Origin of the sequence: Pedobacter sp. ASV1-7 (genome assembly GCF_040203335.1) — a bacterium.
In the GTDB taxonomy this organism is placed as follows: Bacteria; Bacteroidota; Bacteroidia; order Sphingobacteriales; family Sphingobacteriaceae; genus Pedobacter.
Map to the genome: position 1 here is coordinate 106,826 of NZ_JBEHBV010000012.1, position 26,938 is coordinate 133,763.

At 36.6% G+C, this 26,938-nt stretch carries 27 protein-coding genes; 11 read left to right on the forward strand and 16 right to left on the reverse strand.

The features are described 5' to 3' along the window. Window positions 1-159: 159 nt before the first annotated feature. From ABDJ41_RS22110 to ABDJ41_RS22150, 9 genes are all read right to left on the reverse strand, one after another. A complete protein-coding gene (locus ABDJ41_RS22110; protein WP_349788326.1) occupies window positions 160-1,032 on the reverse strand; it encodes a pirin family protein in 873 nt (290 codons plus the stop codon). A 47-nt stretch (window positions 1,033-1,079) separates the two neighbouring features. Beyond that, entirely contained in the window at window positions 1,080-1,610 is a 531-nt protein-coding gene (locus tag ABDJ41_RS22115) for a YceI family protein (RefSeq protein ID WP_349788327.1), read from the reverse strand. A 91-nt stretch (window positions 1,611-1,701) separates the two neighbouring features. Continuing rightward, window positions 1,702-2,292, reverse strand: coding sequence for a Crp/Fnr family transcriptional regulator (locus ABDJ41_RS22120; protein ID WP_349788328.1), 591 nt, complete (start codon window positions 2,290-2,292; stop codon window positions 1,702-1,704). 17 nt (window positions 2,293-2,309) lie between these two features. Continuing rightward, window positions 2,310-2,471: a FeoB-associated Cys-rich membrane protein gene (locus ABDJ41_RS22125; RefSeq protein WP_349788329.1), complete on the reverse strand. Its 162-nt coding sequence runs from the start codon at window positions 2,469-2,471 to the stop codon at window positions 2,310-2,312. 50 nt (window positions 2,472-2,521) lie between these two features. Next, a complete protein-coding gene (locus ABDJ41_RS22130; RefSeq protein ID WP_349788330.1) occupies window positions 2,522-3,709 on the reverse strand; it encodes a hypothetical protein in 1,188 nt (395 codons plus the stop codon). Beyond that, window positions 3,702-4,541 carry a type 1 glutamine amidotransferase gene (locus tag ABDJ41_RS22135; protein WP_349788331.1) on the reverse strand — a complete coding sequence of 280 codons (840 nt, stop codon included), beginning with the start codon at window positions 4,539-4,541 and terminating at the stop codon, window positions 3,702-3,704. Before ABDJ41_RS22135 ends, ABDJ41_RS22130 begins: the two co-directional genes overlap by 8 nt. A 5-nt stretch (window positions 4,542-4,546) precedes the next feature. Next, window positions 4,547-5,650 carry a carboxylate-amine ligase gene (locus tag ABDJ41_RS22140; protein ID WP_349788332.1) on the reverse strand — a complete coding sequence of 368 codons (1,104 nt, stop codon included), beginning with the start codon at window positions 5,648-5,650 and terminating at the stop codon, window positions 4,547-4,549. 55 nt (window positions 5,651-5,705) lie between these two features. Then, window positions 5,706-6,683: an ATP-grasp domain-containing protein gene (locus ABDJ41_RS22145; protein ID WP_349788333.1), complete on the reverse strand. Its 978-nt coding sequence runs from the start codon at window positions 6,681-6,683 to the stop codon at window positions 5,706-5,708. A gap of 49 nt (window positions 6,684-6,732) precedes the next feature. Then, entirely contained in the window at window positions 6,733-7,440 is a 708-nt protein-coding gene (locus tag ABDJ41_RS22150) for an esterase family protein (RefSeq protein WP_349788334.1), read from the reverse strand. A 118-nt stretch (window positions 7,441-7,558) separates the two neighbouring features. On the opposite strand from ABDJ41_RS22150, the gene ABDJ41_RS22155 reads away from it, so the two are divergent. The 3 genes from ABDJ41_RS22155 to ABDJ41_RS22165 all read left to right on the forward strand — a co-directional run bounded on the left by ABDJ41_RS22155 (window position 7,559) and on the right by ABDJ41_RS22165 (window position 11,294). After that, a complete protein-coding gene (locus tag ABDJ41_RS22155; protein WP_349788335.1) occupies window positions 7,559-8,440 on the forward strand; it encodes an alpha/beta hydrolase in 882 nt (293 codons plus the stop codon). A gap of 101 nt (window positions 8,441-8,541) precedes the next feature. Next, a complete protein-coding gene (typA, locus tag ABDJ41_RS22160) occupies window positions 8,542-10,347 on the forward strand; it encodes a translational GTPase TypA (RefSeq protein ID WP_349788336.1) in 1,806 nt (601 codons plus the stop codon). 167 nt (window positions 10,348-10,514) lie between these two features. Continuing rightward, window positions 10,515-11,294 carry a class I SAM-dependent methyltransferase gene (locus ABDJ41_RS22165; protein ID WP_349788337.1) on the forward strand — a complete coding sequence of 260 codons (780 nt, stop codon included), beginning with the start codon at window positions 10,515-10,517 and terminating at the stop codon, window positions 11,292-11,294. Window position 11,295: 1 nt separating this feature from the next. On the opposite strand, the gene ABDJ41_RS22170 is transcribed toward ABDJ41_RS22165, so the two are convergent. Next, a complete protein-coding gene (locus ABDJ41_RS22170; RefSeq protein WP_349788338.1) occupies window positions 11,296-12,780 on the reverse strand; it encodes an oligosaccharide flippase family protein in 1,485 nt (494 codons plus the stop codon). 65 nt (window positions 12,781-12,845) lie between these two features. On the opposite strand from ABDJ41_RS22170, the gene ABDJ41_RS22175 reads away from it, so the two are divergent. The 4 genes from ABDJ41_RS22175 to ABDJ41_RS22190 all read left to right on the forward strand — a co-directional run bounded on the left by ABDJ41_RS22175 (window position 12,846) and on the right by ABDJ41_RS22190 (window position 16,894). Further along, on the forward strand, window positions 12,846-13,859 hold the full coding sequence (locus ABDJ41_RS22175; protein WP_349788339.1) for a glycosyltransferase: 1,014 nt from the start codon (window positions 12,846-12,848) through the stop codon (window positions 13,857-13,859). Between the two features lie 62 nt (window positions 13,860-13,921). Beyond that, entirely contained in the window at window positions 13,922-14,839 is a 918-nt protein-coding gene (locus tag ABDJ41_RS22180) for a glycosyltransferase family protein (RefSeq protein WP_349788340.1), read from the forward strand. Between the two features lie 20 nt (window positions 14,840-14,859). Beyond that, window positions 14,860-16,131: a glycosyltransferase family 4 protein gene (locus ABDJ41_RS22185; RefSeq protein ID WP_349788341.1), complete on the forward strand. Its 1,272-nt coding sequence runs from the start codon at window positions 14,860-14,862 to the stop codon at window positions 16,129-16,131. Window positions 16,132-16,144: 13 nt separating this feature from the next. Further along, window positions 16,145-16,894: a glycosyltransferase family 2 protein gene (locus tag ABDJ41_RS22190; protein WP_349788342.1), complete on the forward strand. Its 750-nt coding sequence runs from the start codon at window positions 16,145-16,147 to the stop codon at window positions 16,892-16,894. 14 nt (window positions 16,895-16,908) lie between these two features. Here the strand turns inward: ABDJ41_RS22190 and ABDJ41_RS22195 are convergent, their stop codons facing one another. From ABDJ41_RS22195 to ABDJ41_RS22210, 4 genes are read right to left on the reverse strand one after another with little or no spacing between them, the layout of a single operon-like run. Beyond that, entirely contained in the window at window positions 16,909-17,676 is a 768-nt protein-coding gene (locus ABDJ41_RS22195; RefSeq protein ID WP_349788344.1) for a class I SAM-dependent methyltransferase, read from the reverse strand. 22 nt (window positions 17,677-17,698) lie between these two features. Then, window positions 17,699-18,388 (reverse strand): YjjG family noncanonical pyrimidine nucleotidase, encoded by a 690-nt coding sequence (locus tag ABDJ41_RS22200; RefSeq protein ID WP_349788346.1) that lies wholly within the window; start codon window positions 18,386-18,388, stop codon window positions 17,699-17,701. A gap of 54 nt (window positions 18,389-18,442) precedes the next feature. Then, a complete protein-coding gene (gene upp / locus ABDJ41_RS22205; protein ID WP_349788347.1) occupies window positions 18,443-19,087 on the reverse strand; it encodes a uracil phosphoribosyltransferase in 645 nt (214 codons plus the stop codon). After that, window positions 19,068-20,096: a DUF7033 domain-containing protein gene (locus tag ABDJ41_RS22210; RefSeq protein WP_349788348.1), complete on the reverse strand. Its 1,029-nt coding sequence runs from the start codon at window positions 20,094-20,096 to the stop codon at window positions 19,068-19,070. The genes upp and ABDJ41_RS22210 overlap by 20 nt, the downstream gene beginning before the upstream one ends. 146 nt (window positions 20,097-20,242) lie before the next feature. Here ABDJ41_RS22210 and uvrB point away from each other — a divergent pair, with 146 nt between their 5' ends. From uvrB to ABDJ41_RS22230, 4 genes are all read left to right on the forward strand, one after another. After that, window positions 20,243-22,285 carry an excinuclease ABC subunit UvrB gene (uvrB, locus tag ABDJ41_RS22215; RefSeq protein ID WP_349788349.1) on the forward strand — a complete coding sequence of 681 codons (2,043 nt, stop codon included), beginning with the start codon at window positions 20,243-20,245 and terminating at the stop codon, window positions 22,283-22,285. A gap of 9 nt (window positions 22,286-22,294) precedes the next feature. Beyond that, the gene (locus ABDJ41_RS22220; RefSeq protein ID WP_084290829.1) at window positions 22,295-22,495 is read left to right on the forward strand and encodes a YwbE family protein; all 201 of its coding nucleotides are present in this window, start codon (window positions 22,295-22,297) and stop codon (window positions 22,493-22,495) included. Between the two features lie 96 nt (window positions 22,496-22,591). Next, window positions 22,592-22,852, forward strand: a complete 261-nt coding sequence (locus ABDJ41_RS22225; protein ID WP_349788350.1) for a DUF4834 family protein — start codon at window positions 22,592-22,594, stop codon at window positions 22,850-22,852. 107 nt (window positions 22,853-22,959) lie between these two features. Continuing rightward, window positions 22,960-25,458: a hypothetical protein gene (locus ABDJ41_RS22230; RefSeq protein ID WP_349788352.1), complete on the forward strand. Its 2,499-nt coding sequence runs from the start codon at window positions 22,960-22,962 to the stop codon at window positions 25,456-25,458. A gap of 86 nt (window positions 25,459-25,544) precedes the next feature. On the opposite strand, the gene ABDJ41_RS22235 is transcribed toward ABDJ41_RS22230, so the two are convergent. Together ABDJ41_RS22235 and ABDJ41_RS22240 are read right to left on the reverse strand one after the other, a co-directional pair. Then, a complete protein-coding gene (locus ABDJ41_RS22235; protein WP_349786767.1) occupies window positions 25,545-26,447 on the reverse strand; it encodes an IS3 family transposase in 903 nt (300 codons plus the stop codon). Continuing rightward, the gene (locus tag ABDJ41_RS22240) at window positions 26,369-26,782 is read right to left on the reverse strand and encodes a transposase (protein WP_349786761.1); all 414 of its coding nucleotides are present in this window, start codon (window positions 26,780-26,782) and stop codon (window positions 26,369-26,371) included. Before ABDJ41_RS22240 ends, ABDJ41_RS22235 begins: the two co-directional genes overlap by 79 nt. Window positions 26,783-26,938: the final 156 nt, after the last annotated feature.

The following is a 26,938-nucleotide window of genomic DNA, read 5'->3' on the forward strand; positions in this document are numbered from 1 at the left end:
ACTTATAACCTTTGCAAGGAATTGAGCGGTACTACACATTGTTTCTGCACTTAGCTTGCTTGAAAAGGAAAATTACCTTCTCAGAGAAGGCCTAGGCACTTTTTCCCTTCAGAAAAAGATGCCAGACTTAGAAGAGAATGGTTGTTTTCCTCTCCTCTTTTACTCTAAATATCCGAACTTGCCTTCATTATAATCAGTAAGTGCTTGTTTGATTTCCTCTGGTTTATTCATTAGGAAAGGACCATATTGCGCAATAGGCTCATTAATAGGTTCACCACTAAGTACAAGTACTATACAGTTTTCGAGGGCTTCAATTTCAATGTCAGTTCCCTCATTTTTGAAATAAACAAACTTATCAGTATTAGCAACTTCATTGCCATTAATTTTAATACTTCCTTCGATAATTACAAAGCCAGTATTATAGTTTTCCGGGAAGCTAAATTTTGCTTTGCCGTCAATGTTTAGCCTGGCATTATACACGCTAAGAGGGGTGAAGGTGCTTGCCGAACCCTTGGTGCCCTCATATGTCCCAGCTATCACCTCAATAGTGCCCGCATTATCAGCTAAATCATGTTTAGCAATATCATCATATCTGATGCCCTGATATTTTGGGCGACCCATTTTATCTTTTGCAGGTAAATTGACCCATAGTTGTACCATTTGAAAATCACCACCCTTTTTACTGAATTCAGCTTCGTGATACTCCTTATGTAATATTCCACTGGCGGCTGTCATCCATTGTACATCGCCGGGATAAATTACACCACTGTTTCCTGCACTATCATGATGCGCTACTGCTCCATGATAAGCAATGGTTACTGTTTCAAACCCCCTGTGTGGATGTACGTCGACACCACGAGGTTCATTCCGGGCAGAGAATACAATTTTAGAATTGTAATCAAGCATAAAAAAAGGGCTCATCTTAATTTTATATCCTTTTGGGAAGAAATTATGAACCCTAAATCCATCCCCAACCATATGAGGTGCCGGCGCGCTTAATACGGCCGATACCTGTTTAATTTTCGCTTCCAATTTGTCTCCTTTCTTGTTTTATGACCTGGATGCTTGTTGTCTTTAAATTAAGCTTGTTTTACAAATTGTAATTCACCTAAAATCTTAACTTCTTCACTTACCATTACACCACCAGTTTCTAAAGCTGCATTCCAAGTTAAACCGAAGTCAGTTCTATTGATTTTTCCGCTAATTGTAAAACCAGCTTTAGTATTTCCCCATGGATCTGTAGCGATACCACCAAATTCTACTGCTAATTTTACAGGTTTTGTTACACCTTTAATGGTTAAATCTCCTTTTAAGGTATAATCACTACCGTCTTTAGTTAAAGATGTAGACTCAAAAGAAACCTTAGGGAATTCATCAGCATTAAAGAAATCGCCACTTTTCAAGTGATTGTCACGGTCATTATTTCCTGTATCTATAGATGCCGTATCTGCTTCAAATTTTACATGTGCATTTTCAAAATCATCCGACTCGGAAGTTAATGACGCTGTTAAAACATTCAAACTACCAGTTACAGTGGTAATCATCAGGTGTTTTACTTTAAATTGAAGTTCGCTGTGTGTAGGATCTAATGCCCAGTTCGTAGTTGCCATAGTTTTATGTTTTATTTTATTTAGTTAATAATTAATAACACAAAGTTAGGAGCTTATGTTTAGCCAGGCATTGATGTATGATAAGAAAAAGTTAAGATCTGAAGTGTTTGTGAGCCAGATCTTTGCGTACTCGACTTAAAGATTCAGGAGTAATGCCCAAATAAGAGGCAATCATCCATTGGGGCACTCTTAAAGTTAGATTTGGATAAAGTTTTATGAAATTCAGATAGCGCTCTTCTGCAGTTGCACTTAATAACATGTTAATGCGTTTTTGCATAAACCGGATAGAATTATTAAGAATTGTATGATTTAAATCGTGCATACAAGGGACAACTTTGGCAGATTCATTAATATAATCTTTTGGAATTACTATGGCTTCCGTATGCTCAATTGCGTCGATAAAGAATTCTGAAGCCTCATTGAAAAGCATGCCATTACGATCAGATAACCACCATTGCTCTGGGGCAAACTGTATAATGTGCGTTTTCCCTTTGCTATCAATAGAATAACTGCGTAATAGGCCATCTACTACAAAATATCCATGTGCTGAAACTTCTCCTTTCATCAGGATGATTTCATTCTTTTCAAAGCGCTTCACTTTTAACTTATCGGAAATGAGGTTAAACTGTTCGTCTGTAATGGCAACCTTGTCTTGTAAGTAGGCTTTGAATTGTTCCAGCATATGGTTATAGATAAAATCTATTTTTTATCAGGTTTGATATTCGAAAAGTCCACTCCACATTTACCACAGCCTGAGGCACAGCTTCCACTTTTAGGAAAGGTAGAGCGATATATGATACGGCCAACATAAAATATGGCAGCAACAAATAACAAGATCACTAATATGCTTTGAATGTCCATAATACAAAAATAATAAGCCCTTGGTCAATTGGGGTCTGTTGAATGTCAATTTAGCTTTCCATTAGCCCAACTGTACCTCCAACCCAATCAAAATCCTGGTTGTATCTAACTCCAATCATCTTTCCTCTACTTAATCGCGCAAGATTTATACAAAGTGTTGGTTCAGCATTGTCTGGCCATAGATACATTAGGCGGATTTCTACTTTTACTCCTCCATCAGGTGCTTGTACCACAGGTTCGTAATTTACCTTTTTTTGTAATATCCAATTCTCAGGGTCATTAATAAGTTGTATATCCTCTTTATTTACATCTATAATTACGCCCATGCCAGCAAATGAAAATAATGGTTTTAATACGTAATTTTCCAAATCAGTTGGGATTTCGCTTAAATTATTGAGAAAGTGTGTTTCTGGGACAAAATTGCTTTTCAGGAATGGCATGGTGTATTTGCTTATTCTATAAAACCAATTGGGGTGTGTAACCCACTCTATGTTTAGAACTTCCCTTGGGTCGAAACTATTATTAAAGATATCTGTCTGATCAGCAATTTCATCAAAAATAAGCCGATTGTAAATGCGTTTTAATTGTATTTTGTTGTCACCCTCCAGGTAAAATAGATTTTTGCCTTCTTTAATAATGTCTGTTAGACTTAATATTTTAATCCCTAAAAATTGATGGGTTATTAAGAAGTCAATCGCGGTTTTCTGATTTAAAGCATCAGTGTCCATTAATGCAACCTCGTATGGCTGGTGGTTTCCAAGGATAACTCGCTTAAGCAAGGCAATGTAGCTCTCTTCATTTAATCCTTCAAAATATGGAGTTAAAGTGCTTGGGAGTTCATAGCTATCTTTATAGTTTTTTGATAAATGTGGCTGAAATCCATATAGAGATGGAAAGCCCTGCATCTCTATTAATTTTGGTATTACTTTTCCTTGATCATCTTTGCAAATTCCGAAGTCAAAAGTGAGAAAGTGGGGATGGTCATTTTCATTTGGGACATTCCATTGTTTGGGAATGGATTTGTTTGTAAGTGTTTTAAAATCAGGCTGTTTAATGATTTCTATTATTTCCTGTCCAGCAGCAATTAACTGTTCTTTAAGCTCTTTTGGAATAAAAACAGGTGTTTCAGCTACTCTAAATGGAATTTTAGTTAATCCCCTTTCAATAGCAAATAAAAACTTTATGTATTTCTCTTCTGAAAAATAGCTGTTAAAGATATTCCTGTAACGATCAATCATATGATGCTTCTTGTAAGGTGTTTATCGCCTCGTTTAAAAAGTTAGGTAATACGATCTGTTGTGTTAATGCAATTCTGTTAGGATTATCAAGGCTATTTAACATATCATGATATTTTTCTTCACCATGACTTTCAATAATAGCTCTCTTTTTGTCTTCCTGTAAAAGGTATGACTTCATGCCTATAGGATCTGCTTCAGGGTGAAACTGGGTGCCTACAATTTCTTTTGTAAAGCGGACAGACATTACGCAACGTTCCAGGTTTACATGTGGCCTATCTTTCTCGAGGGCTAAAACTTTAGCGCTTTTATTGGAAAAGGGTTGGTCATCAGGATTTGTTACTTGCCAATCGCGACTGTCTACAGTGTAAAATGGATTGTTCAATCCATTAAATATGGTGTCATTTTCCCCCTCTTCAGTCAAAAAGATAGGGAATATGCCGAAGGCAGTTGAACGTCTTTTTACGACCTGGCCAATACCGAACTTTCTACAGGCCATTTGAAATGAATGACAGATTAAGAAAGCATGCTTTTTCTTGTGCTCATTCTTAAGATTAAAGGATTCAATGAGGTCAAGCAGGTTAAAGAAATCATTTTCCCATTTGAGCCCCTTTCCTTCGTAAGGACTGCCAGGGCCGCCACTTGATATATATATGTCGTATTCTAAGCCTGGTATTTCTCCTTTTTGTCTTAAATCAAATATGTTAATGGATAACGTAATTTCGTAGCTCTTCTGATAGCGTAACAAGACTTCCTGTATTCCGCGCATCCCCTGGTTTGTAGCGCCATTGTTCATATCAATAATGGCAACCTTTATCTTTCTTCTATCAGTCATGTTAGCTATTTAGCCCCAATTAGTGTTTGTGTTGTAATGTAGTCAACAACGGATTCAAAGTTACCAAATTGTTCGTAAACAGCCAATTGTCTGTCTGCTCCAGTGCCGTGTTCCAATATTTTTAATACATAATTGATCTCATTTCTGCAGCCTAATTCATCAACAACATCATCTACAAAGTCAAGAAGCTCTAATACCAAGTTGCGACAGTTAACCTCCATTTCCTTGCCAAAATCGATTAGGCTCCCGTCTATGCCATAGCGTGCTGCTCTCCATTTGTTTTCGTTGATCAGAGCTCTTGAATAGCTAATGAAGTTTAGGTTTTGTAGACGTAGTTTATACAGTTTAGCGCATAATGCTTGAAACAAAGCCGTGAATGCCATGGTTTCGTCGATCAGCATAGGGCAGTCGCAGATCCTGAATTCTATGGTTTCAAAAAAGGGATGTACCCTTATGTCCCACCATATTTTTTTAGCATTGTCGATACAGTTGGTTTTAATCAATAGCTTTACATAGTTGTCATAGTCCTCAATGCTGTTAAAAATATCTGGAATTCCTGTACGAGGGAATTTGTCGAATATTTTTGTTCTGAATGATTTATATCCTGTATTTCTACTTTCCCAGAAAGGGGAGTTGGTTGAAAGTGCAAATACATGAGGTAAGAAATATCTAACTTGATTGGCAATGTGAATCGCAAGTTCTCTCGACTGGAAGCCAACGTGTACATGCAATCCAAAAATCAGGTTTGAGCGAGCTGCCTCTTGCAGCTCATTCACAATTTCGTTGTAACGAGGGTGTTCAGTAATAAGTTGCTTTTCCCAATGAGAAAAGGGGTGAGTGCCTGCGGCTCCGATACGTAAACCTTGTGCTCCGGCCAACTGCGAAACGGTGTATCTGAGTTGAGAGATTTCTTCACGTGCCTGCTCTGTATTTCTGCAGATGCCAGTCCCGACTTCCACGACAGCCTGATGCATTTCGGCTTTTACCTGGTCTTTATGGATTTTTTGAGCAGCCTCAACTATTTTTTGATCATGAGATGTTAGTTCCCTTGTTACAGGGTCTATAATCATATATTCTTCCTCTATGCCGAGTGTAAATTCGTTCATCATGTTTTTCCCTCTGATTGATTAGCGTTATTTTTTGTTGTTTAAATAGTTCTGGCGTTTAGTTCTTAGCGATACTTTTTTCAATCAGAGGTAAGCCTGCTGCTGAAGTTTTGATATACTCGCCCCAGGTCAGGTTGTCCAGGCCTTCATTATGTGCTTTTGCCCTTTCAATTGCATACTTTGCACTGTTCTCTACTACCCAGTCAAAATTCTCTTTTCCTACGCTTGCTATATCAGCATCTGGAGCCGGATTGCAGAAATCAATAGCATATGGAATCCCATCACGTACTGCAAACTCAACTGTGTTGAAATCGTAACCTAGATATTGATTTAGCTTTATAACATAATCGTGGATAGTTTGTAGTAGTTTTTGACTGGATGGTGGTGTATCTACAACATATCTTAAGTGAAAAGGATTACGTGGTTCATATTGCATAATATGAACATGTTTGCCGCCAATGCAATAGCATCTGAAATACTCATCAAAAATGATTTCCTCTTGTAGCATCATCACTGTTTGTTTGGTTTGACTGTGCTTGTCGAAAAAGTCTTCTTTGTCATTGAGCTTATATACATCTTTCCAGCCACCGCCATCAAAAGGTTTCATATATGCAGGGAAACCGATGTAATTAAATATACCCTCCCAATCTAGTGGAAATGCAAGGTTACTAAAAGACTCATCAGAGGTGTCTTCAGGTTGCTCGTAAGAAGGAAGTAGAGCTGTTTTCGGTACAGGTATTCCTAATTTTTCAGCCAGGGCATTGTTAAAGAATTTTTCGTCAGCACTCCACCAAAATGGATTGTTGATTACCGCTGTCCCGCTAATTGCAGCATTTTTCATAGCTGCCCGATAAAATGGAACTCCCTGTGAGATGCGATCAATAATCACCGCATAATCTAGAGGTTCCGCCTGAAATATCTTGTCAATGCTAACGGCTTCAGCTTTAAAATCATTACCATCAATTTCATTTACACGTTTCACAAAAGCTTCAGGAAAAGATCTTTCCTTGCCAAATAAGATTCCAATTTTCTTCATAGATATATAATAGATGTATAATATTCTTTAGTGGATTAGTTTTGATTCTTTATGGTAATTGAGCAAGGTAATCAGGCAACATTTGTCGCCATATTGGCCAATCGTGATCAGCATTTTGTCTTACATCAAGCCAATGATTAATTCCTTTCTCATTTAAAGTTTGTGACAGACGCTCGTTATCTGTTCTGCAGATATCTCTGTCCGAGGTTCCCAGTACAATTTTCATCTGCCATAAATCTGGATTGTTGTCGTTTGGAATAAAATCAACAGGGTTGTTAAAATAAACATCTTCATTGTAAAAACCTTCAAGCTGTCCTCTTATGTCGAAGGCACCACTCATACTAAACATATGACTTACAAGCCAAGGGTGGCGAAATGCAAAGTTTGCAGCATGATAGCCTCCAAAACTGGAGCCTGCAGTAATGATTTTAGTATAACCTGTCTCTTGTCGTGCAAGAGTTGAGACTTCTTCAAGAATCAATTTATCATAGTAAATATGATTCTTTACTCTTTCCGCGGGATGAACGTTCATGTTATACCAGCTTATCTTATCGATACTGTCTACGCAATAGACCTTGACTTTACCCTCCTTAATGAACCAACTTATAGAGTCGATCATTTTAAAATCTTTGTTTTCATAGTACCGACCCATGCTGGTAGGGAACAACAGAATCGGATAACCACTATGTCCAAAAGTGAGGAGCTCAAAATCAGCATTCAGGTTGTGACTATACCATTTTTTATATGCTTCCTCCATAACTTAATAGTTAGATGCTTTAAGTTAGAAAAACAATTTGTTAAACAGCAAGTATTCAATGCTTTTATTCTAAGATTTTGGATGAAATGTAAAAATAAAGCTATGGCTAACTATTGTCATGCTGAGAATCTTACCTTTGTTCGATTATTTTTTGAGAAAGGGGATTTGTTGGATTATGTATAGTGGCGCCATGTTACTTCCAGAAGTTGTAAAAACTGAGTGTATTTTTAAATCTGTTCATCTGAAAAGGGATGTTGAATTAGAATTTTTTATTCCAGAAGGGTTGATGGGGAATGAAACCTTAAACCTATTGTTGCTTAACGACGGACAGGATACTGATGGGCTGTGTTTGCAAGAGACATTGAATAATCTTTATCAGACCTATAAAATAGAGCCACTTGTTGTTGTGGCAATTAAGGCTTCTGTAGATCGTTTACAGGAGTATGGTGTAGCCGGGAATCCAGACTATTTAGGACGTGGGACTAAGGCTTCAGTTTATACAGATTTTATTATTAAGGAGTTATTGCCTTTTATACAAGGAGAGGTTGATTTTCCTATTAATGGTAAAAGGGTTTTTGCGGGTTTTTCTTTAGGCGGACTAACTGCTTTTGATATTGCCTGGAATAATGATAATTATTTTGATGCTGTTGGTGTGTTTTCCGGGGCTTTCTGGTGGCGCAAAAAAGATTTAAAAGATGGTTATACTGATGAAGATCGAATATTGCATCAGTGCATAAGGAATACAGCAGCTAAACCTGACCTAAAGTTCTGGCTAATGACAGGTACCGAAGATGAGAAGGCAGATCGTAATAAGAACTTTATTATAGATTCTATTGATGATTCTATTGATGTGATAAAGGAATTACTTATAAAGGGCTACAAACGTCCTGAAGACATTGCTTATTACGAAATGGTCGGCGGTAAACATGATATTCAGACTTGGGGAAAAGCGATGTTCCCATTTCTAATTTGGGCGTTTGGACGGAAGCCTCAGGTATAAATCTATCTTTTTTTTGTAAGTTTTTTCTGCATCGGTCATAGCTAATTGCTTGATATGTCGATCATAAACTGTATCTTTGCGGCAAAAATCATACGCATTTTATGCAAAAAATCAGAAATATAGCTATCATAGCCCACGTTGACCACGGTAAAACTACACTGGTTGATAAGATCTTACATTCATGTTCAATCTTTCGTGATAATGAACAGTCGGGAGATTTAATACTTGACAACAATGATCTGGAACGTGAGCGAGGGATTACCATCGTATCTAAAAACGTTTCCGTACAGTATAAAGATGTAAAGATCAACATTATTGATACTCCTGGTCACGCCGATTTTGGTGGTGAGGTTGAGCGTGTATTGAAAATGGCTGATGGCGTGTTGTTACTATGTGATGCATTTGAAGGTGCAATGCCTCAAACTCGCTTTGTTACTCAAAAAGCTTTAGCATTGGGACTAAAACCAATCGTAGTTGTAAATAAAGTTGATAAAGAAAACTGCCGTCCGGAAGAAGTTTATGAGCAGATTTTCGAATTGTTCTTTAACCTCGAAGCTACTGAAGAACAGTTGGATTTCCCGGTGATTTATGGTTCATCAAAGCAAGGTTGGATGAGTACTGACTGGAAAACGCCTACAACAGATTTCTTTACTTTATTAGATACAGTAGTTTCACATATCCCTCCTGCTCCAACAAATGATGGTGCATTACAAATGCAGATTACCTCTTTAGATTATTCATCTTTCGTAGGTCGTATTGCCATAGGACGTGTACATCGAGGTAGCATTAAAGAAAACCAACCTGTTACGTTAATTAAGCGTGATGGAAAGATGGTAAAGTCAAGAGTAAAAGAGCTTTATACTTTTGAAGGGTTAGGTAAAATTCGTACTGCCGAGGTGAAATCTGGTGATATCTGTGCAGTTGTAGGTATTGAAGGGTTTGAAATTGGTGATACTATTGCCGATTTTGAAAATCCAGAACAATTACCAGTAATCAAAATTGATGAGCCTACCATGAACATGTTGTTCACGATTAACAATTCTCCGTTTTTTGGTAAAGAAGGCAAGTTTGTGACTTCACAAAGAATAAGAGAGCGTTTATATAAGGAAATGGAGAAAAACTTAGCTCTTAAAGTGGTTGAGACTGAATCTCCTGATGCTTATTTAGTATATGGAAGAGGTATTCTCCATTTATCAGTATTGATCGAGACTATGCGTCGTGAAGGATATGAAATTCAGGTTGGACAGCCACAGGTTATCGTTAAAGAAATTGACGGTAAGAAATGTGAGCCAATTGAGACTTTAATTGTGGATGTTCCTGGTGAAGTTGCTGGTAAGGTTATTGAATTAGTTACTCAACGTAAAGGCGAGTTGTTAGTTATGGAGCCTAAAGGTGATTTACAACACTTAGAATTTGAGATTCCATCACGCGGTATCATTGGTCTAAGAAATAACATTTTAACAGCTACTGCTGGAGAAGCTATCATGGCGCATCGTTTCAAAGCTTATGAGCCTTGGAAAGGAACTATTCCAGGTAGGCTAAATGGGGTGTTAGTATCTATGGATAAAGGTACAACAACGGCTTACTCAATTGATAAATTACAAGATCGTGGTCGTTTCTTTGTTGATCCTGGAGTTGACATTTACGAAGGCCAGATCCTTGGTGAGCATATCCGCGATAATGACTTGGTAATTAACATTGTTAAAGGTAAAGCATTAACCAACATGCGTGCTTCTGGTACAGATGATAATACACGTATTGCTCCAGCTATTAAATTCTCATTAGAGGAGGCAATGGAATATATTCAAGCTGATGAGTACATAGAAGTTACGCCTGTAAGTATGCGTCTACGTAAGATCTATTTAACAGAAAACGAGCGTAAAATAAACGCTAAAAAATTCGCTTAATTTATTGATAATAAAAGATAAAAAGCTGCTCCAATTATGGGGCAGCTTTTGTTTTTAATCAGGTTTTTAAAAGAAGAATAGGATGTTTTGGGCTCACTGTATTATCCTAAAGATATTAATCCATTTTTTGCAAACTTTTGATACATTTGAAGATCAAAAAAAAGAGAATGGAAGTTAGTACGCTGAGAAATATTTTTTATCAACATGAAGGACGTTTAATTCATAAATGGGATCATTACTTCGAAATTTATGAAAGATATTTCTCGAAATATAAAGGTAAGACACTGAATATACTTGAAATAGGGATCTCTCATGGGGGGTCATTACAAATGTGGAAGAAGTATTTTGGTGATGACGTGAATATCTATGCTATCGATATCAATCCTGAATGCCAACAATTTGAAGACGAACATACTAAAGTTTTTATAGGATCACAAAGTGATCCGGCATTTCTTAAAAAAGTTATTGATCAATTGCCTGATCTCGATATTATTCTTGATGATGGTGGACATACGATGATTCAGCAAAAGGTTTCATTTGAAATGCTGTACCTGAAAGTAAAAGAGGGTGGGGTATATATGGTAGAAGATACACACACGTCTTACTGGTACGAATTTCATGGGGGGTATAAAAAGAAAAGTACATTTATTGAATATTCAAAAAACCTGATTGATTCACTGTACAGAGATCATATTCTTAAACAAGATCGGTTAATTTTAAACGATATTACAGATCATATCAATTGTATTACTTTCTTTGATAGTGTTGTTGTTTTTGAGAAGTTAAAACGTCCCAATGCTTTTCATATTAGAAAGGGCAATAAAGTAAATGCGCCATATACTCCTCCTGAATTAAAAAAGGAAACGATATGGATGAAAGTTAAAGGCAGACTCTTTGGAAGGCCTGAGAATAAGTTCATAACCAATGATAAAGGAAATTTGGGTTAGTTTATTTGTTTCTTTTTAAATGTTTGTTAATCAGGCTTTCTATTAAATTATTAATGTCTTCCGATAAGCTTAAGTAATAAGCTGTCCCACAAAATAATAGTGTGATTAATCCTGTACGAAGTACACCGTCTACTATAAAGTTGGAGAGGGCTGGTATTGCATTTACGAACAGATAAACCGCAATACCTGTAATTATCGTTAAAGGAGTTTTGTAAGTAAATGCCTGCATTTTAAAAACGAATAGAATAAATAAATATCTCGATAAATTAAAAATGAGTAAAGTAACGGCAGAAGCAATGGCCGCTCCTGTTATTCCATAGCGTGGAATAAGAATTAGATTGGCTATAATCGTCACAGCTATCATGGCAAGGCTGAAGTAAGACTCGTATTTATAAAATTTAGATGTAGCAACGATCACACCATTTACTCCTGTGGATGCTTCTATCAAATAGCCTATGCCAATAAAAAAGATTACATATTGCCCCGAGTCGTATGCGGCAGGTAATATATAGTAGATATTATGGATATTAGCCCAGATCAATAAAAATAAGAACAAAGTAGCAATCAGTTGATTAATACAGCTTTTCTTATAAATAGACTTGATTTCTTGTGTGTTTTCATTTTTCCATGCCTCGGCAATAACTGTATATGAAATACTGTATAATGAACGTGCAGGTAAACTGATAATTGACCCAATGGTGAAAGCTAACGTATAAACTCCTGTGCTTGTTAAACCAAATTCTTCATTAATCATATACCTGTCAATATTTTGAATGACAAATGGTGCTGTGCCGGTTAGGATTCCAAAAAAGCACAAATGAATGATTTGTCTTTTAAGTGATTTGTCAATAAACCCAAGGTTCAGGCGGAAAGACAATTGATTCCGTTTATGTAAGCGATAAGCTATCATTCCTGTTGGGATAATATTGACAATTAGCCAAATCCACATAAAGGTTTCAAAGCTCACAGATTTAATCAACAATAATAACAAAGCGCCCAGTACTAATAAACGGTTAGTGAATTCTTTTAGAACTTTACCTATTGTTGTGTCGTACTGCATCCTTGAATAAAGCTCAAGAATGTTGAAGACCATGGTAAAGAAAGTTAAAGGAATGAGTTGCCAGTAATATGTGGCAAATAAGTTGCCTTGACCATTCTTATCTTGTACAATCTGATCTTTTAAGAAGTATGCAGCAATACAAAACAGTACAAAGCCGGAAATAGAAATAAGGAATGCTAACCCCAGGTAGCCGTTATCGTGGTTTTGGGGATTGCGGAAATAAGGAAAAATTCTGGCTGTAGCATTAAATCCAAGTACAGATATTTGAGCAAATAAAATGGAAAATGTAGTGAGTAATCCAATTAGTCCAACTTGTTCGGGGCTTAGTACGTGGGGCTGTATGAGGTAAGCTGCAAAAAAACCAATTAACACACCTAGATACGAGTAGAATGTTCCTTTTAATGTTTGCTGCTGAATAATGCCCATCCGTAATAAAGATCGTTTATAGTATTGTAATATGTGCGTTTATGTTGTAAACTTGCAATAATAAGATGGCAAAGATAACATATAATATTTGTGTATTAATTGTGACCTATAGTAATAGATGGCGATTTTTAGAGCAGGTATTAAAGCGGGTAACAACGCTTAAAAATGTAACAGATATTATTGTAGTTGATAATGCTTCGGCATATAGTGTAACACAAAACTGTAATTCATTACAGGATGAGCGTATTACGGTCATTACAAACGAAGAAAATCAAGGCTCAGCCGGTGGTTACAAGGTGGGATTGGAGTACTTCATGACAAAAACCTCAGCTAGTTTTGTCTGGCTGCTTGATGATGACAACATGCCGGCTCCCGATGCGCTTGATAAACTTACTATTGAATGGGATAATGTTCCTGGAGATGATCAGCAGAAGGCACTTTTTTCTCTCCGGCCAGACAGGAAGCAACATGTAATGATCTCTCAGGGTGAAGATGCAATGCGTTTTTATATGGTAGCCAATAGTTTCATGGGCTTTAATCTATTTAAAACCCCACTTAATCAATATTATAAATTACGCGATCGGTTGTTCCAGCGCAGTCAGATTAAGAAAAATGCAAAGCTTCCTTATGCCCCTTATGGTGGAATGTTTTTTCATAAGCAGATAATTGATTTGATTGGATATCCTGAAGCGGATTTTTTTGTATATGCAGATGATTCAGAATATACTTACCGGATCACGAGAAAAGGTGGACAAATTTGGCTTATTCCTGGCAGTACAATTACAGATATTGATAAATCATACGGGATAACTTATAAGCGACATTTCTGGAGATCAATATACCTGGACCTGTGGAGTTTTCGTACCTATTACCAGATTCGTAATAGTGTTTATTTTTATGATCAGGTAAATGTAAGTAATCGCCTGGTATATGGATTTAACAAATGGCTGTTTTTGTCTGGACAATGGTTTATTAGTAAACTAACAGCTAAACAGGATAATTATCGTAAGTTTTTAAAAGCAATTCATGACGGATTAACTGGTAGTTTAGGAAAAGTAAATCCAGAAAAATATAGTTAGATTTGAAGTGTAATTTCATTACCTTATCAGCGTTCATAGTATAATTATTTAATCCATTGCGAATGCAAAATTTTGCACCTATTGCCCTATTCGTTTATAACCGTCCGGAACATACACGCAGGACACTTAATTTTCTTCAAAAGAATCGTCTGGCTGAGGAATCCAGACTGTTCATCTTTTCTGATGGAGCAGCTAGTGGACAAGAAGAAAATGTAAGGGCAGTAAGAGAATTAGCAAAAACCATTACGGGTTTTAAGTCTGTCGAACTCATTGAAAGGCCTCATAATTTTGGACTCGCTAACTCTGTAATTGATGGAGTGAGCAGGTTATGTAAGGAATATGGAAGAGCAATAGTGCTGGAAGATGATGTGCTAACTTCGCCCTATACCATCCAATATTTTAATGATGCGCTAAACAAGTATCAGGATCAGAATGAGGTGATGCATGTAACCGCTTATATGTATCCAATTCCTCATCAAAGCTTACCGGAAACTTTTTTCCTGAGAATAGCCAGTAGCCAGGCTTGGGCTACATGGGATAGGGCTTGGAAAAACTTTGAGCCAGATATTGATAAAATTATAGCCAGTTTTGATGATCAGATGAAACATCAGTTTGAGCTGGAAGGAGGGATGAATTTCTGGAAGCATATGATGGAGTTTAAGCAGGGAAGAAATAATTCATGGGCCATCAGGTGGTATGCATCTGTGTTTCTGAATAAAGGACTTTCTTTAAATCCAGCTCTGTCATTAATAGAAAATATAGGTCACGATGGTTCCGGTGTTCATTCGGGTGTTAGTACCATTTACAAGGGATCGATAAACAATTTCAGGATTACAGAATTTCCTGATCAACTGCAAGAATATAAACCGGGTTACCTGTTGGTGCGACATTTTTTAAAACACCGCAAAGGAACCTATCTTCAACGTGGTTTGCGTTATTTGAACCATGTGCTAACAAAAATGAAAATGAAGCGCACATAGCGTATAAAAGGAGGTAAGGATTGAAGGTTATACATCTGAATACATATGAAGGGAATGGCGGTGCCGGAAGGGCTTGTTTAAGGTTAAGTGATGCGCTTAATATGATAGACGTATCCTCTAAGGTGATGGTTTATTTCCAGTTCAAAGAAAGTACAAAAACGGGTACTTTTAGTAAAAATATTTTTCAGAAAGCCAGGGCGATTTTTAATATTATGGCCGAGCGATATTTATCCAAAGTGGTAACAAAGGCAGTAAAGACTCCATTTTCCATACAGTGGTTTGGACGTTCTGTAATTGACCACCCAGCTGTAAAAGAGGCTGATATTATTCACCTTCATTGGATAAACCATGGTTTTCTTTCTCCTAGGTTTCTTGCGCAATTGGATGAATTGGAAAAACCAATTGTCTGGACATTTCATGATAGTAACGCCTTTACCGGAGGTTGCCATGTAAGGTATGATTGTGAAAATTATCATAAAGAATGTGGCTTCTGTCCACTTCTTAGATTTAGTGGCAAAGAAGACTTCTCACATAAAAACTGGTTACGTAAGAAAAAGGCATATTCTGAGTTAAATTGTCACATTGTGGCACCCAGCAACTGGATGGCTAATTCAGTAAAATTGAGTAGTTTAATGGGCTTCAGGGAGGTTGTGGTAATTCCGAATACCATTGAAACAAATGTATTTAAGCCTTATGTAAAAGCTGAAGCTAAGAAAATGTTAAAGATTAATCCCGATAAGTTTGTAATGATGAGCGGCTTTATGCCTTCAAAAAATGATAAACATAAAGGTACATCTTACCTGATTGATGCATTAAGTGATTTGGCGACAAGACCAGGTATTATTAAAGAAAATATAGAATTAGTGATATTTGGTAACAAACCAAATGGTGAGATGCCGGTGTTTCCATTTAAAACAACTTTTCTGGGCAGTATAAATAATGATGATCACTTAGCAAAATGCTATTCAGCTGCAGATGTTTTTATAGCACCTTCACTTGAAGATAATTTACCTAATACAGTGATGGAGAGTCTGGCTTGTGCAACACCTGTAGTAGCTTTTAAAACCGGAGGAATTCCGGATATGGTAAAACACCTGGAGAATGGCTATCTGGCAGACTATAAATCATCTGAAGATCTGGCTACAGGGATTGAATGGTTATATCATGACGAAAATGCTCCTGATATTCAGAAGGAGGCAAGAAGAACGATATTAAATCAATTCTCTGAAGTTGTTATTGCAGAAAAACACCTATTATTGTATCAATCTCTTATTGATTTACAACCAAAATAGTAATTTTAAGTCCATGCAACCAAAGTTAAGTGTAATCACTATCGTTTATAATAATGTGAAGGATATTGAACGTACAATACTTTCGGTCTTAAATCAAACTTATCCCAATATAGAATATGTCATAATTGACGGAGCTTCTACAGACGGGACAAAGGATATTATCTACAATTATAAAGCTAGACTTGCACAGTTTATTTCTGAACCTGATAAAGGGATTTATGATGCTATGAACAAAGGGCTGTCATTAGCAACTGGTGATTATGTGCTGTTTATGAACTCTGGAGATGAGATTTATGGTCCAGAAACAGTTGCCGAGGTATTTGAAACAGCTGCCTCTGCAGATATTTACTATGGTGAGACAGAGATGTTTGATGAATATTGGGTAAGCCTTGGACAAAGAAGACATCAAGCTCCTCCAGTGTTTAATTGGAGAAGCTTCAGATATGGAATGAGCATTAGTCACCAGGCGATATACGTCAAAAGAAGTATTGCCGAGCCATTTGATCTTCAATATAAATATAGTGCTGATATCGATTGGATCATCCGTGTTGCTAAAAAGGCTTCAAGTATTGTAAATACACATGCTTACGTAGCAAAATATCTGGTGGGAGGTATTTCAAAGAAAAAGCATATGGATAGTTTGAAAGAGAGATTTAAGATCTTTACAAAGTATTATGGACTGCTCCCAAACCTAATTAACCATATAGTAATAGCGGCCAATCTGGTACAGTACTTTGTTCGTCATCGTAAAACGAACGATTAATTTCTAATATCCACTTAAAAGATCTCTAGCTTTTTGTTGGATTTTTCTGTTAGAACAGTATATGCATTGGCAAATTTTTCCTTTTGATTTTTCCCCAAAAGTCTACCTAATAATTTCTTTATAAAGAATTCAATTTCTATTTTCAAGGTAATAACCAGACTTCTTTTTTTCTTTTTATTAACAAACTCATTATATTTTGTTGTCTCTGTCGGGATAAGTGAAGCTTTGTCAGATTTAATTTCCAACCCTTCCGAATCCAATAGATATCTGATTAACGTTGGTGTATACATATTGATATGTCCATAAGCAAGGAAATGTTTAATTCGCTTGTCTACTCCAAATCTATAATCTAAAGGAACCTCTATAACAATATGTTTGGCAACCCGCTTTAATTCCCTGATTAGCATACGTTCATGCTCCACATGCTCTAGCACATGCGCAAGAATGATCAGATCAAAACTGTTATCAGGATAAGGAATTTTATAACCATCAAAAGTTTGTACTTCTTTAAGATTCTTAAGATTTCTATTTTTAATCTGTTCGACACCACTACTAGAAATTTCTAAGGCATAGAGTTCCGGACTAAAATTCCATTCGTTTAAATAATAGAGAATGCTGCCATCACCCGCTCCAACCTCTAAAACTTTTTCAAAATTTTTGCCTTTGCAAACTTCTACCAGATTTTGCGCTTTGGTTTTAGCACATAACATACGCCAGTCAAGGCTATTCCCTTTGTAAAAGTTATTATATGATTCATTTACGGTGCCCGTAACTTTATCCATCGACTTGTTTTTGTTAAAGATATTAAAAATGAAGAAGTAACTCTTCAAGATCATTTATTTGCCATTCCACATCACTTGGTTTTTCTTTGTTAAGTGGATTAAAATAAATGGCTTTCATTCCAAAATCCTGTGCACCACGAATGTCAGCTTCCAGACTGTCACCAATCATTATACACTCGTGTTTTTCTGCCTCAGCTTTATTTAATGCATATTCAAATATAGCCTTATGTGGTTTGTTGACACCCACATCTTCAGAAATAATTACATTTCTGAAATAAGGATTAAGGCCAGAAACATCCATTTTGGTCAAAGTCGTTTCTTTAAAACCATTAGAAATAATGTGTAATGTGTACTTCTCATAAAGATATCCCAATACCCTCTCCGAACCTAGGAAGAGGTTGGTTTTTGTAGGGCTGATACGAACATAGTCCTCTTCAAACTGCATGGGAATTTTATCAGGTTTTATTCCAAGCTGTCTAAATGTTTTATGAAAGCGTTCAGACCTTAGTTGTTCTTTAGTAATACGTCCCACGTGATACTCGGCCCAAAGCTGATGGTTATTTGTTGTATAGGTATCAATAAAGTCTTTGCAGGACTGGAGACCTAATTTCTCCAATTCATACAATTGATAGAGCTCTTTAAGTGTTTCTTCTGCATTTCGGTCGAAATCCCAAATGGTGTGATCTAAATCGAAGAATATGTGTTTAATCATTTCAATTCATATTTTAAAAGCGGCAGCCCATTATTAGCAACATTCAAAATAGAGCTAAATTTTTGGGCCATAGGACAAATCGCCTGCATCACCTAATCCGGGGACAATGTACGATTTACTTGTCATTTCTTCATCAATAGCCCCTAGCCATAGCTTTGCTTTAGGAAGGTTTGCTCTTAGATGTCTCAGTCCCTCCGAACTGGCAATGGCAGATACAACATGAAGGTCTCTAATTTTGTACCTGCTTATCAGTTCTTTGCAACAAAGAACGATACTCATACCGGTTGCAATCATTGGGTCGGCTATAATTACTACTCGATCAGTTAAATCAGGTGTTGAGATATATTCAATTGCAATTTCCAGGTTCCCGCTTTTATGTACCCTGCGATAGGCTGCAATGAAGGCAGATGGTGCATGGTCATAAATATTCAACATCCCTTTGTGCATGGGAATACCAGCGCGGGTAATAGTTGCCAGAACTGGCTGTGCGACAAGTTTTACAGTTTTTGCAATACCTAAAGGGGTTTGTGTTTCTATTTGTTGAAATTCCAGTGTTTTACTAATTTCCAGTGCGAAAAATTCACCAAGTCTTTCCATATTCGTACGAAATCGCATGGCATCCTTCTGAATGTTTTTATCCCTGATTTCGGAAATAAAAACATTTGCAATGGAATTGGTTTTACTGAGGTTGAATATCATTGCTTAAAGATAAAAAATATAAATCGCCATTAACCAGTTTTGCACTGCTAACAAGTTCATTCATTTGTAACAACAATGCTTCAGGTGTTTTGTTCTTTAGTAAGTTGAGATCTGTTGCCACAACAGGATGTAGTAATAGCCGGGTCTTTTTCTCTAATTGTAGATCGTACCAGTAAAAGGAAGTACATGTACCAGCTCTAAAACCCGAAAAATCCGGGTAGAACATACTGTAATCACTAGTTGCAGTATTTTTTATCAACTTGATATAGCTTTTGGGGATTTGTGATTGGGCAATAAGGTGCTGATTATTATTTAGGCTAATATCATGATCAGGAAGCATATGACTAAATCCATTATTATGATTTATAATCTGTTTAACAGTTGCTATCTTATCTTTTTTTGAATGCAATTTGTTGCCAATAACTGCTTTAATATAGGTTGTCGTATTGATGATAAAGTTCTTTTTTTGTTTTTTTTGCAAATGATTGATGAATACCGCTTTAAAAGAGAACTGTTTACCTCCAAAGGTTAAATCAGGAAAACGCTTTAGAAGAATGTTTTTTAAGATTAACGCCCAATTGTCAATGATTGGGATTTTCAATAGTTTCAGTTGATACTGTAAGCTGTCTTTAAAAGTATAAGATTCACTATTTTTCTTTTCATGGTGGATGTATTCTTCATAACGGCTAAGGAAATAAAATGATGCAGTAAAAACATCAAATGGCAGGGTACTTTTAGAAACTGAGAAAGGGACTTTCATTTCTCCAAAATCAGTTGTTCTAATTTGTTGAGCTAAAATCTTATGTTCAAACAACAGGTGTTTGCTTTTGAAAAATAATTCATTTCCAATAGGTTGTTCTGAATAACTCATTTTGGGTTGATTCGATTGGAGGAATTCTTCTTTATTTATGGTAAAGTCTATTTCGGTCCTTAATATATCATTAAATATAAAGCTGAAAATGTATTTAATCCTTGGGCTAATGAGGGGCACATAAATCAAAAGTTTCATCCTTTAGGGGTTCAGGTGAATAAATCAACTAGGGATGGTTATTATAAATTTAGCATATAATGGTTAAATTATATTGTTTTTTTTAGTGAAATTTAAGGAGAATTGATAAATCCTTATATTTGATTGTTAAGTATAAAGATCTAAGGATGAAGTTTAATATTGTTTCTGATTATAAACCTACAGGTGACCAACCTGGCGCCATTAAGCAACTCGTAGAAGGTGTGTATAATGAAGAACACTATCAGACACTGTTAGGTGTAACCGGATCTGGTAAAACATTTACTATTGCAAATGTAATTCAGGAAACACAAAAACCAACTTTGATCCTTAGTCATAATAAAACCCTTGCGGCGCAGCTATATGGAGAATTCAAACAGTTTTTTCCTGAAAATGCAGTAAATTATTTTGTTTCATATTATGATTACTATCAACCTGAAGCTTTTATTGCGAGTAGCAATACTTATATAGAGAAGGATTTAAGTATCAATGAGGAAATAGAGAAACTAAGGTTGCGAACTACCTCGGCATTAATGTCAGGTCGTAGAGATATCATAGTGGTGTCTTCTATCTCTTGTATTTATGGTATGGGCAACCCTGAAGATTTCTCAAGATCAGTATTCCGGTTTTCTGTGGGAACAAGGATCTCCAGAAACTCATTTTTACACAGTTTAGTAGAGATTTTATATGCACGTACAACCAATGACTTTAAAAGGGGGACTTTTAGAGTTAAAGGTGATACAGTTGATATTTTTCCAGCATACCTTGATAATGCTTACCGTATTTCTTTTTTTGGGGATGATATTGAAGAGCTAAGTACGATAGATCCTGTAACTGGCAAAACACTGGAAAAGATGGAAGATATGGCCATTTATCCAGCTAACTTATTTGTTACTCCAAAGGATAGATTCAATTCATCTATATGGGGTATACAAGAAGAACTTGAGGTCCGTAAAAATCAACTTATAGGTGACGGGCATTTGTTAGAAGCAAAGAGATTGGAAGAACGGGTGAATTTCGACATAGAAATGATGAAAGAACTAGGATATTGTTCAGGAATTGAGAATTACTCCAGATTCTTTGATGGACGTAGCCCAGGTATGCGTCCTTTCTGTTTGCTGGATTATTTTCCTGAAGACTATTTGATGGTAATTGATGAAAGTCATGTTACTGTACCACAAATCAGAGCGATGTATGGAGGTGACCGCTCCCGGAAATTATCACTTGTGGAGTATGGGTTCCGTTTGCCTTCAGCATTAGACAATCGTCCTCTGAACTTTGATGAGTTTGAAAGGCTTGCTCCGCAAACCATATATGTAAGTGCTACTCCGGCAGATTATGAACTGCAAAAGACAGAGGGAGTGGTAATAGAGCAGGTGATCAGACCAACTGGATTATTAGATCCATTGATAGAAGTTCGACCGGCAATTAACCAGGTGGATGATCTGTTAGATGAAATTGATAAAACTATAAAGCTTGGAGACCGTGTTTTGGTTACTACCTTAACGAAAAGAATGGCTGAGGAGTTGACTAAATATATGGACAGGCTTAATATTAAATGTCGTTACATTCACTCAGAAGTAAAAACATTAGAACGTGTAGAAATACTCAGAGGCTTGCGTTTGGGTGAATTTGATGTGCTGATTGGAATTAACTTGCTGAGAGAGGGACTGGATTTGCCAGAGGTGTCTTTAGTTGCTATTCTTGATGCTGATAAGGAGGGCTTCCTTCGTTCAGATCGTGCGCTGATTCAGACCATTGGACGTGCTGCAAGAAACGATAGAGGACGGGTAATTATGTATGCGGATAAAATTACTGATTCAATGGAACGTACTATTGATGAAACCAATCGACGTAGAGAAAAGCAGGTAACTTACAACCTTGAAAATGCTATAATACCAAAAACTGTAGGTAAAAGCAGAGAAGCTATATTGGAGCAAACTTCGGTGCTTGACTTTACTTCTGGTGAAACTAAACGTGCAAAAGCTTATGTGGAGGTTGATGAGGTGAGTATGGCCGCGGATCCTATTGTTCAATATATGACCAAGGCCGAAATGCAGAAATCTATTGATAAAACGCGTAAAGAAATGAGCAAAGCAGCAAAGGATATGGACTTTTTACTTGCTGCAAGATTGAGGGATGAAATGTTCGCAATGGAAAAAATGTTTGAAGAAAGATTTGCTAAGTTGTAAGTTTGTAAGATGGACGGTAAGAGTAGAAAAGATATTTATCCTGGATTGGAAGTAGATATTATCCTTAAAAAAGATCAGAGAAGTGGAAAGTTGACTAGAGGAATTGTGGCAAATCTGCTTACTTCGGCAGCTTTTCATTCCCGTGGAATAAAAGTTAGACTAGAAGATGGACAAATCGGCAGAGTTGCTGCAGTGGTGGATGACAATTAAGTGGGTGGTATTGTAATTGTTATGCAATAAACAGGACGGTATTGTAATATTGAAATTCCAGACCCGTCTAATATTATATACTTATTAAAAAACAAAATGGGATTTATAAAATTCATATTAATCACCCTACTGATTATGTATATCATACGAATTATACTTCGTCTGGTATTTCCAATGGTGCTTAGAAATATGTTCAATAAAGTACAACAGCAAGCACAAAATCAAGCGCAAGGTCAATCAAGGCAACAAAATACAAAACCGGAAGGATCTATCTCTATTGACTATGTACCTCCGAGTGCCAAAACAGGTAAGACCGATAAATTAGGAGATTTTGTAGATTACGAAGAGGTAAAATAACTGTGTTTTAGTTGTTTAAAGATTTTTTTTAAAAAAGTCTCCCAAGACTAAAAAAATAAATCATTTTATCTAAGTTTGGGGTTAGTTTAATCTTAAACAAACCCTTAATGAATAACTGGTTTAAAGCGAATGGCATTCATCTGGCCATCATTGGATTTTTTGTAATCATTTGTTTCGTCTATTTCAGTCCTGTATTACAAGGCAAAGCTCCAGCTACGAGTGACGTTTTGGCTGCCAAAGCCATGCAAACTGAGATTATGGACTTTAAAGCTAAAGACGGCAAGGCTCCGTTATGGACCAATCAAATGTTTGGTGGTATGCCTGCTTATCAAATTTGGGCGCAGTATGCCTACAATGGAGCATCTTATGGAATCAGACTTATTACAAGTACATTTCCAAGTCCAATTGGTACTGTTTTATTGTTATTGACAGGTGCTTACTTCATGTTTATTGTATTAAGAGTAAATCCCTGGCTGGCGGCTGCAGGTGCATTTGCATTTGCATTTACCATGTATAATTTTGTGCTGATCTCTGCTGGCCATAATAATAAGGTATTGGCCATTGGATTTTTTGCTCCCATCATATCTGGCTTTATTTTAACGTTAAGAGGAAAATATTTGCTAGGTGGCAGCTTGACTGCATTGTTTTTAGCCTTAATGATTAGGGCTAACCACGTGCAAATGACTTATTATCTATTGCTATCTATCTTGATATTTATGGGCATTGAGTTGTATCATGCTTATAAAGGAAAAACACTACCTGCTTTTGGAAAAGCAGTAGGCGCTTTATCCGCCGCAACACTTTTAGCCGTTATGGTAAATGCTGGCGTATTGTGGACTACTGCCGAATATGCAAGTGAGACCAATAGAGGTAAATCAAATTTAACTACTACTACTGTAGTTGATGGTGGTTCCAGTAATGCAAAAGCAAAAGAATATGCCTATGGTTGGAGTCAGGGGATTGGTGAGAGTTTTACTTTTCTGATTCCTGATCTTTATGGAGGTGCTACAAGTATTAATGAGCTTGTTAAGCCAGAAAGCCATATGTACAAAGCGATTTCAGAACTTACTGGTGGGGATCCTAATCAAACTACTCAGGCCATACAGCAATTGGCTGGAAACCTGAATATGCAACAATATTGGGGCGAAAAACCGGGGACATCGGGTGGGTATTATTTTGGGGCCATTATATGTTTCCTTTTTGTATTCGGATTGTTTATTGTAAGAAGTCCAATGAAATGGTGGATTGTGGCAACTACCGTGTTATTTATCCTATTGTCATTCGGAAAGAATTTTCCATTGATATCTGATTTGTTCTTTGATTATTTTCCGTTGTATAGTAAGTTTAGAGCTGTAGAATCAATTTTAGCTGTAGTAGGACTAATGGTGCCACTATTAGCAATCCTTGCTGTTAAAGAGGCACAAGATGGTAATGTTGATCAAAAAACACTGATTAAAAAACTACAATTGTCTGCTGCAATTACTGGAGGTTTTGCATTGATCGTTGCAATTATGCCTACTTTATTCTTCAATTTCACTACAGCCAATCATGCAGAAATTGTTCAGGCTTTATCACAAAGCTTACAAAATAATACTTCATTTGCGCATAAGATAGCTAATGCTTTGATTGATGACCGGATAGCTATTGCACGTTCCGATGCTTTTCGTTCATTTATTCTAATTGTTATAGGATTTGGATTGGTTTGGGCATTTATAACGAAGAAGATAAGTGTTACAATGGCATGTGGCTTATTGGCGGCTATTGTATTGTTTGATATGTGGCAGGTAGATCGTCGTTATCTGAATAATAGTAACTTTACAGCTAAAAGTAATATAACAAATCATTATCAGCCGAGAGATGTTGATACTTTTATAGCTGCAGATAAAGATCCTAATTTTAGAGTTTTGGACTTAACTGTTAATACTTTCCAGGATGCAAGCCCTTCTGCTTTTCATAAGACAATTGGTGGATACCATGCTGCAAAATTGAAAAGATATCAGGAGTTAATAGAACATCAGTTTTCAAAAAGTATCAACCAAGATGTTTTGGATATGTTGAATACTAAATACATCATCACACAAGATCAGCAAAACGGTTCTTATAAAATGCAACGAAATTCGACAGCAGCAGGTAATGCCTGGATTGTACCACATGTTCAATTCGCTAAAGATGCTGATGAAGAAATGAAAGCAATCAGTAGTTTCGATCCAAAGAAAGAAGCAATTGTTGATGTCAGGTACAAAAGCCTTTTAGATGAAAAACGTTTAGGTCCTGGAACGGGTTCTATGATAAAATTAGATAGCTATAATCCAGATCATTTGGTTTACAGCTACAGTGCGCCGACAGATGTGATAGCGGTGTTCTCTGAGATTTATTATGATAAGGGCTGGAATATGTATGTTGATAATGTTAAAAAGCCTTACTTCAGAGCTGATTATGTTTTACGTGCAGCACAATTGCCAGCGGGGAACCATAAGGTCGAATTTAAATTCGAGCCTGTTTCTTATTACATGGGTGAGAAAATTTCATTGGCAGGTACTCTTTTACTAGTAGTTTGCTTAGGATTCGCATTTTATTCTGAAAATAAAAAGAAAAAGGCTGCTTAATCTTCATATTTCGTACCCGTCTAAAAAAGGGTTGCATTATCAATTAAAAGTGATGTGACCCCAAAAAGTTGGACGGATTAACAAAATTAAGTTTTTTGTACGAGAGCTCGGTATTCCACCGGGCTCTTTCCATTTAGCCTGTTTTTTATTCTTTTATTGTTGTAATAGTGAATGTATTCTTTTACTGAAAGGACAAACTCATCTGCTGTCTCAAAGCTTTGTGAGTACAGTAGCTCAGTCTTTAAGATTCCAAAAAAGTTTTCGGCCACTGCATTATCTAAGCAATTTCCCTTCCTGGACATGCTCTGTATAATTCCTTGTTTCTCTAAAGCCTTTCTATATCCATAATGCTGATATTGCCAGCCTTGATCAGAATGAAAAATAAGCCCCTTTGTGTCTTTTACTTTGTCAAAAGCCTTATCTAACATTTCGTCTATCATCTTCATATTCGGACTTTTTGAGATACTATAGGAGATAACTTCTCCATTGAATAGGTCAAGTATTGGTGATAGGTAGATCTTCTCGCCTTTGATGTTTACCTGAGTGACATCTGTAGCCCATTTCTGATTAGGGGAACTTGCCTTGAAATTCCTTTCAAGTACATTGGCGGCAATTTTACCAACTTCACCTTTGTATGAGCGATAGCGAACTTTCCTTATATTACATTTTAGGTTCAATGTTCCCATTAATTTTTGAACAGTCTTATGATTGATATGATAACCCAAGTTCTTCATTTCGGCCGTTACCCGTCGATACCCATATCTGCCTTTATGCAAGTGATATATGCGTATAATCTCTTCCTTTTCATTCTTGTATTTATCTCTACTATTCAGGCGCTTGAGATGATAATAAAATACCGAGCGAGCCATCTGTTTGCAATCCAATAGAATTGCAACATCATGTGCAGGCCTTAGTTCTTCGATGGCTTTTGCCCACTCATGTGTTCGCGGGCTTCTCTTTCCTTGACTAAGGCCGTGACTTTTTTTAATAGTGCGTTCTCGGCTCGCAAACGAGCATTCTCTGCCTGGAGTTTTTCTAATTCTGTTTCAGGCTCATGCTTCTTTGATCTACTCATGTCTTTGGGTAGTCGTTCACGATTTTTTTGTTGGTGTAGTACGCCATAACCCTCAACTCGTACTGATCTTACCCAGCGTTCTAAAGCGGTTTTACTTACTCCATATTGCAGAACAACTTGTACTAAAGGTACCTTTTTCTCTAGAACAATCCTTACAATTTCTTCCTTGAAATCAGGTGTGCCCCGGACATTAGGTTGTTTGAGTAGCCCACTTTCACCATAAAGATCATATTTCCGAACCCATTCCAATATCATCCTTTCGACTATATGCCGTTCGCGGGATATGCGTAGTATCGGCTTCCCGTTTTTTACTTGAGAAACTATATCTAGTTTCTCCTCAAATGTGTGTTTTGCCATAAATAGTGAACCCCAAAAGTTTTTGTCCAACTTTTGGGGTTCACTTCA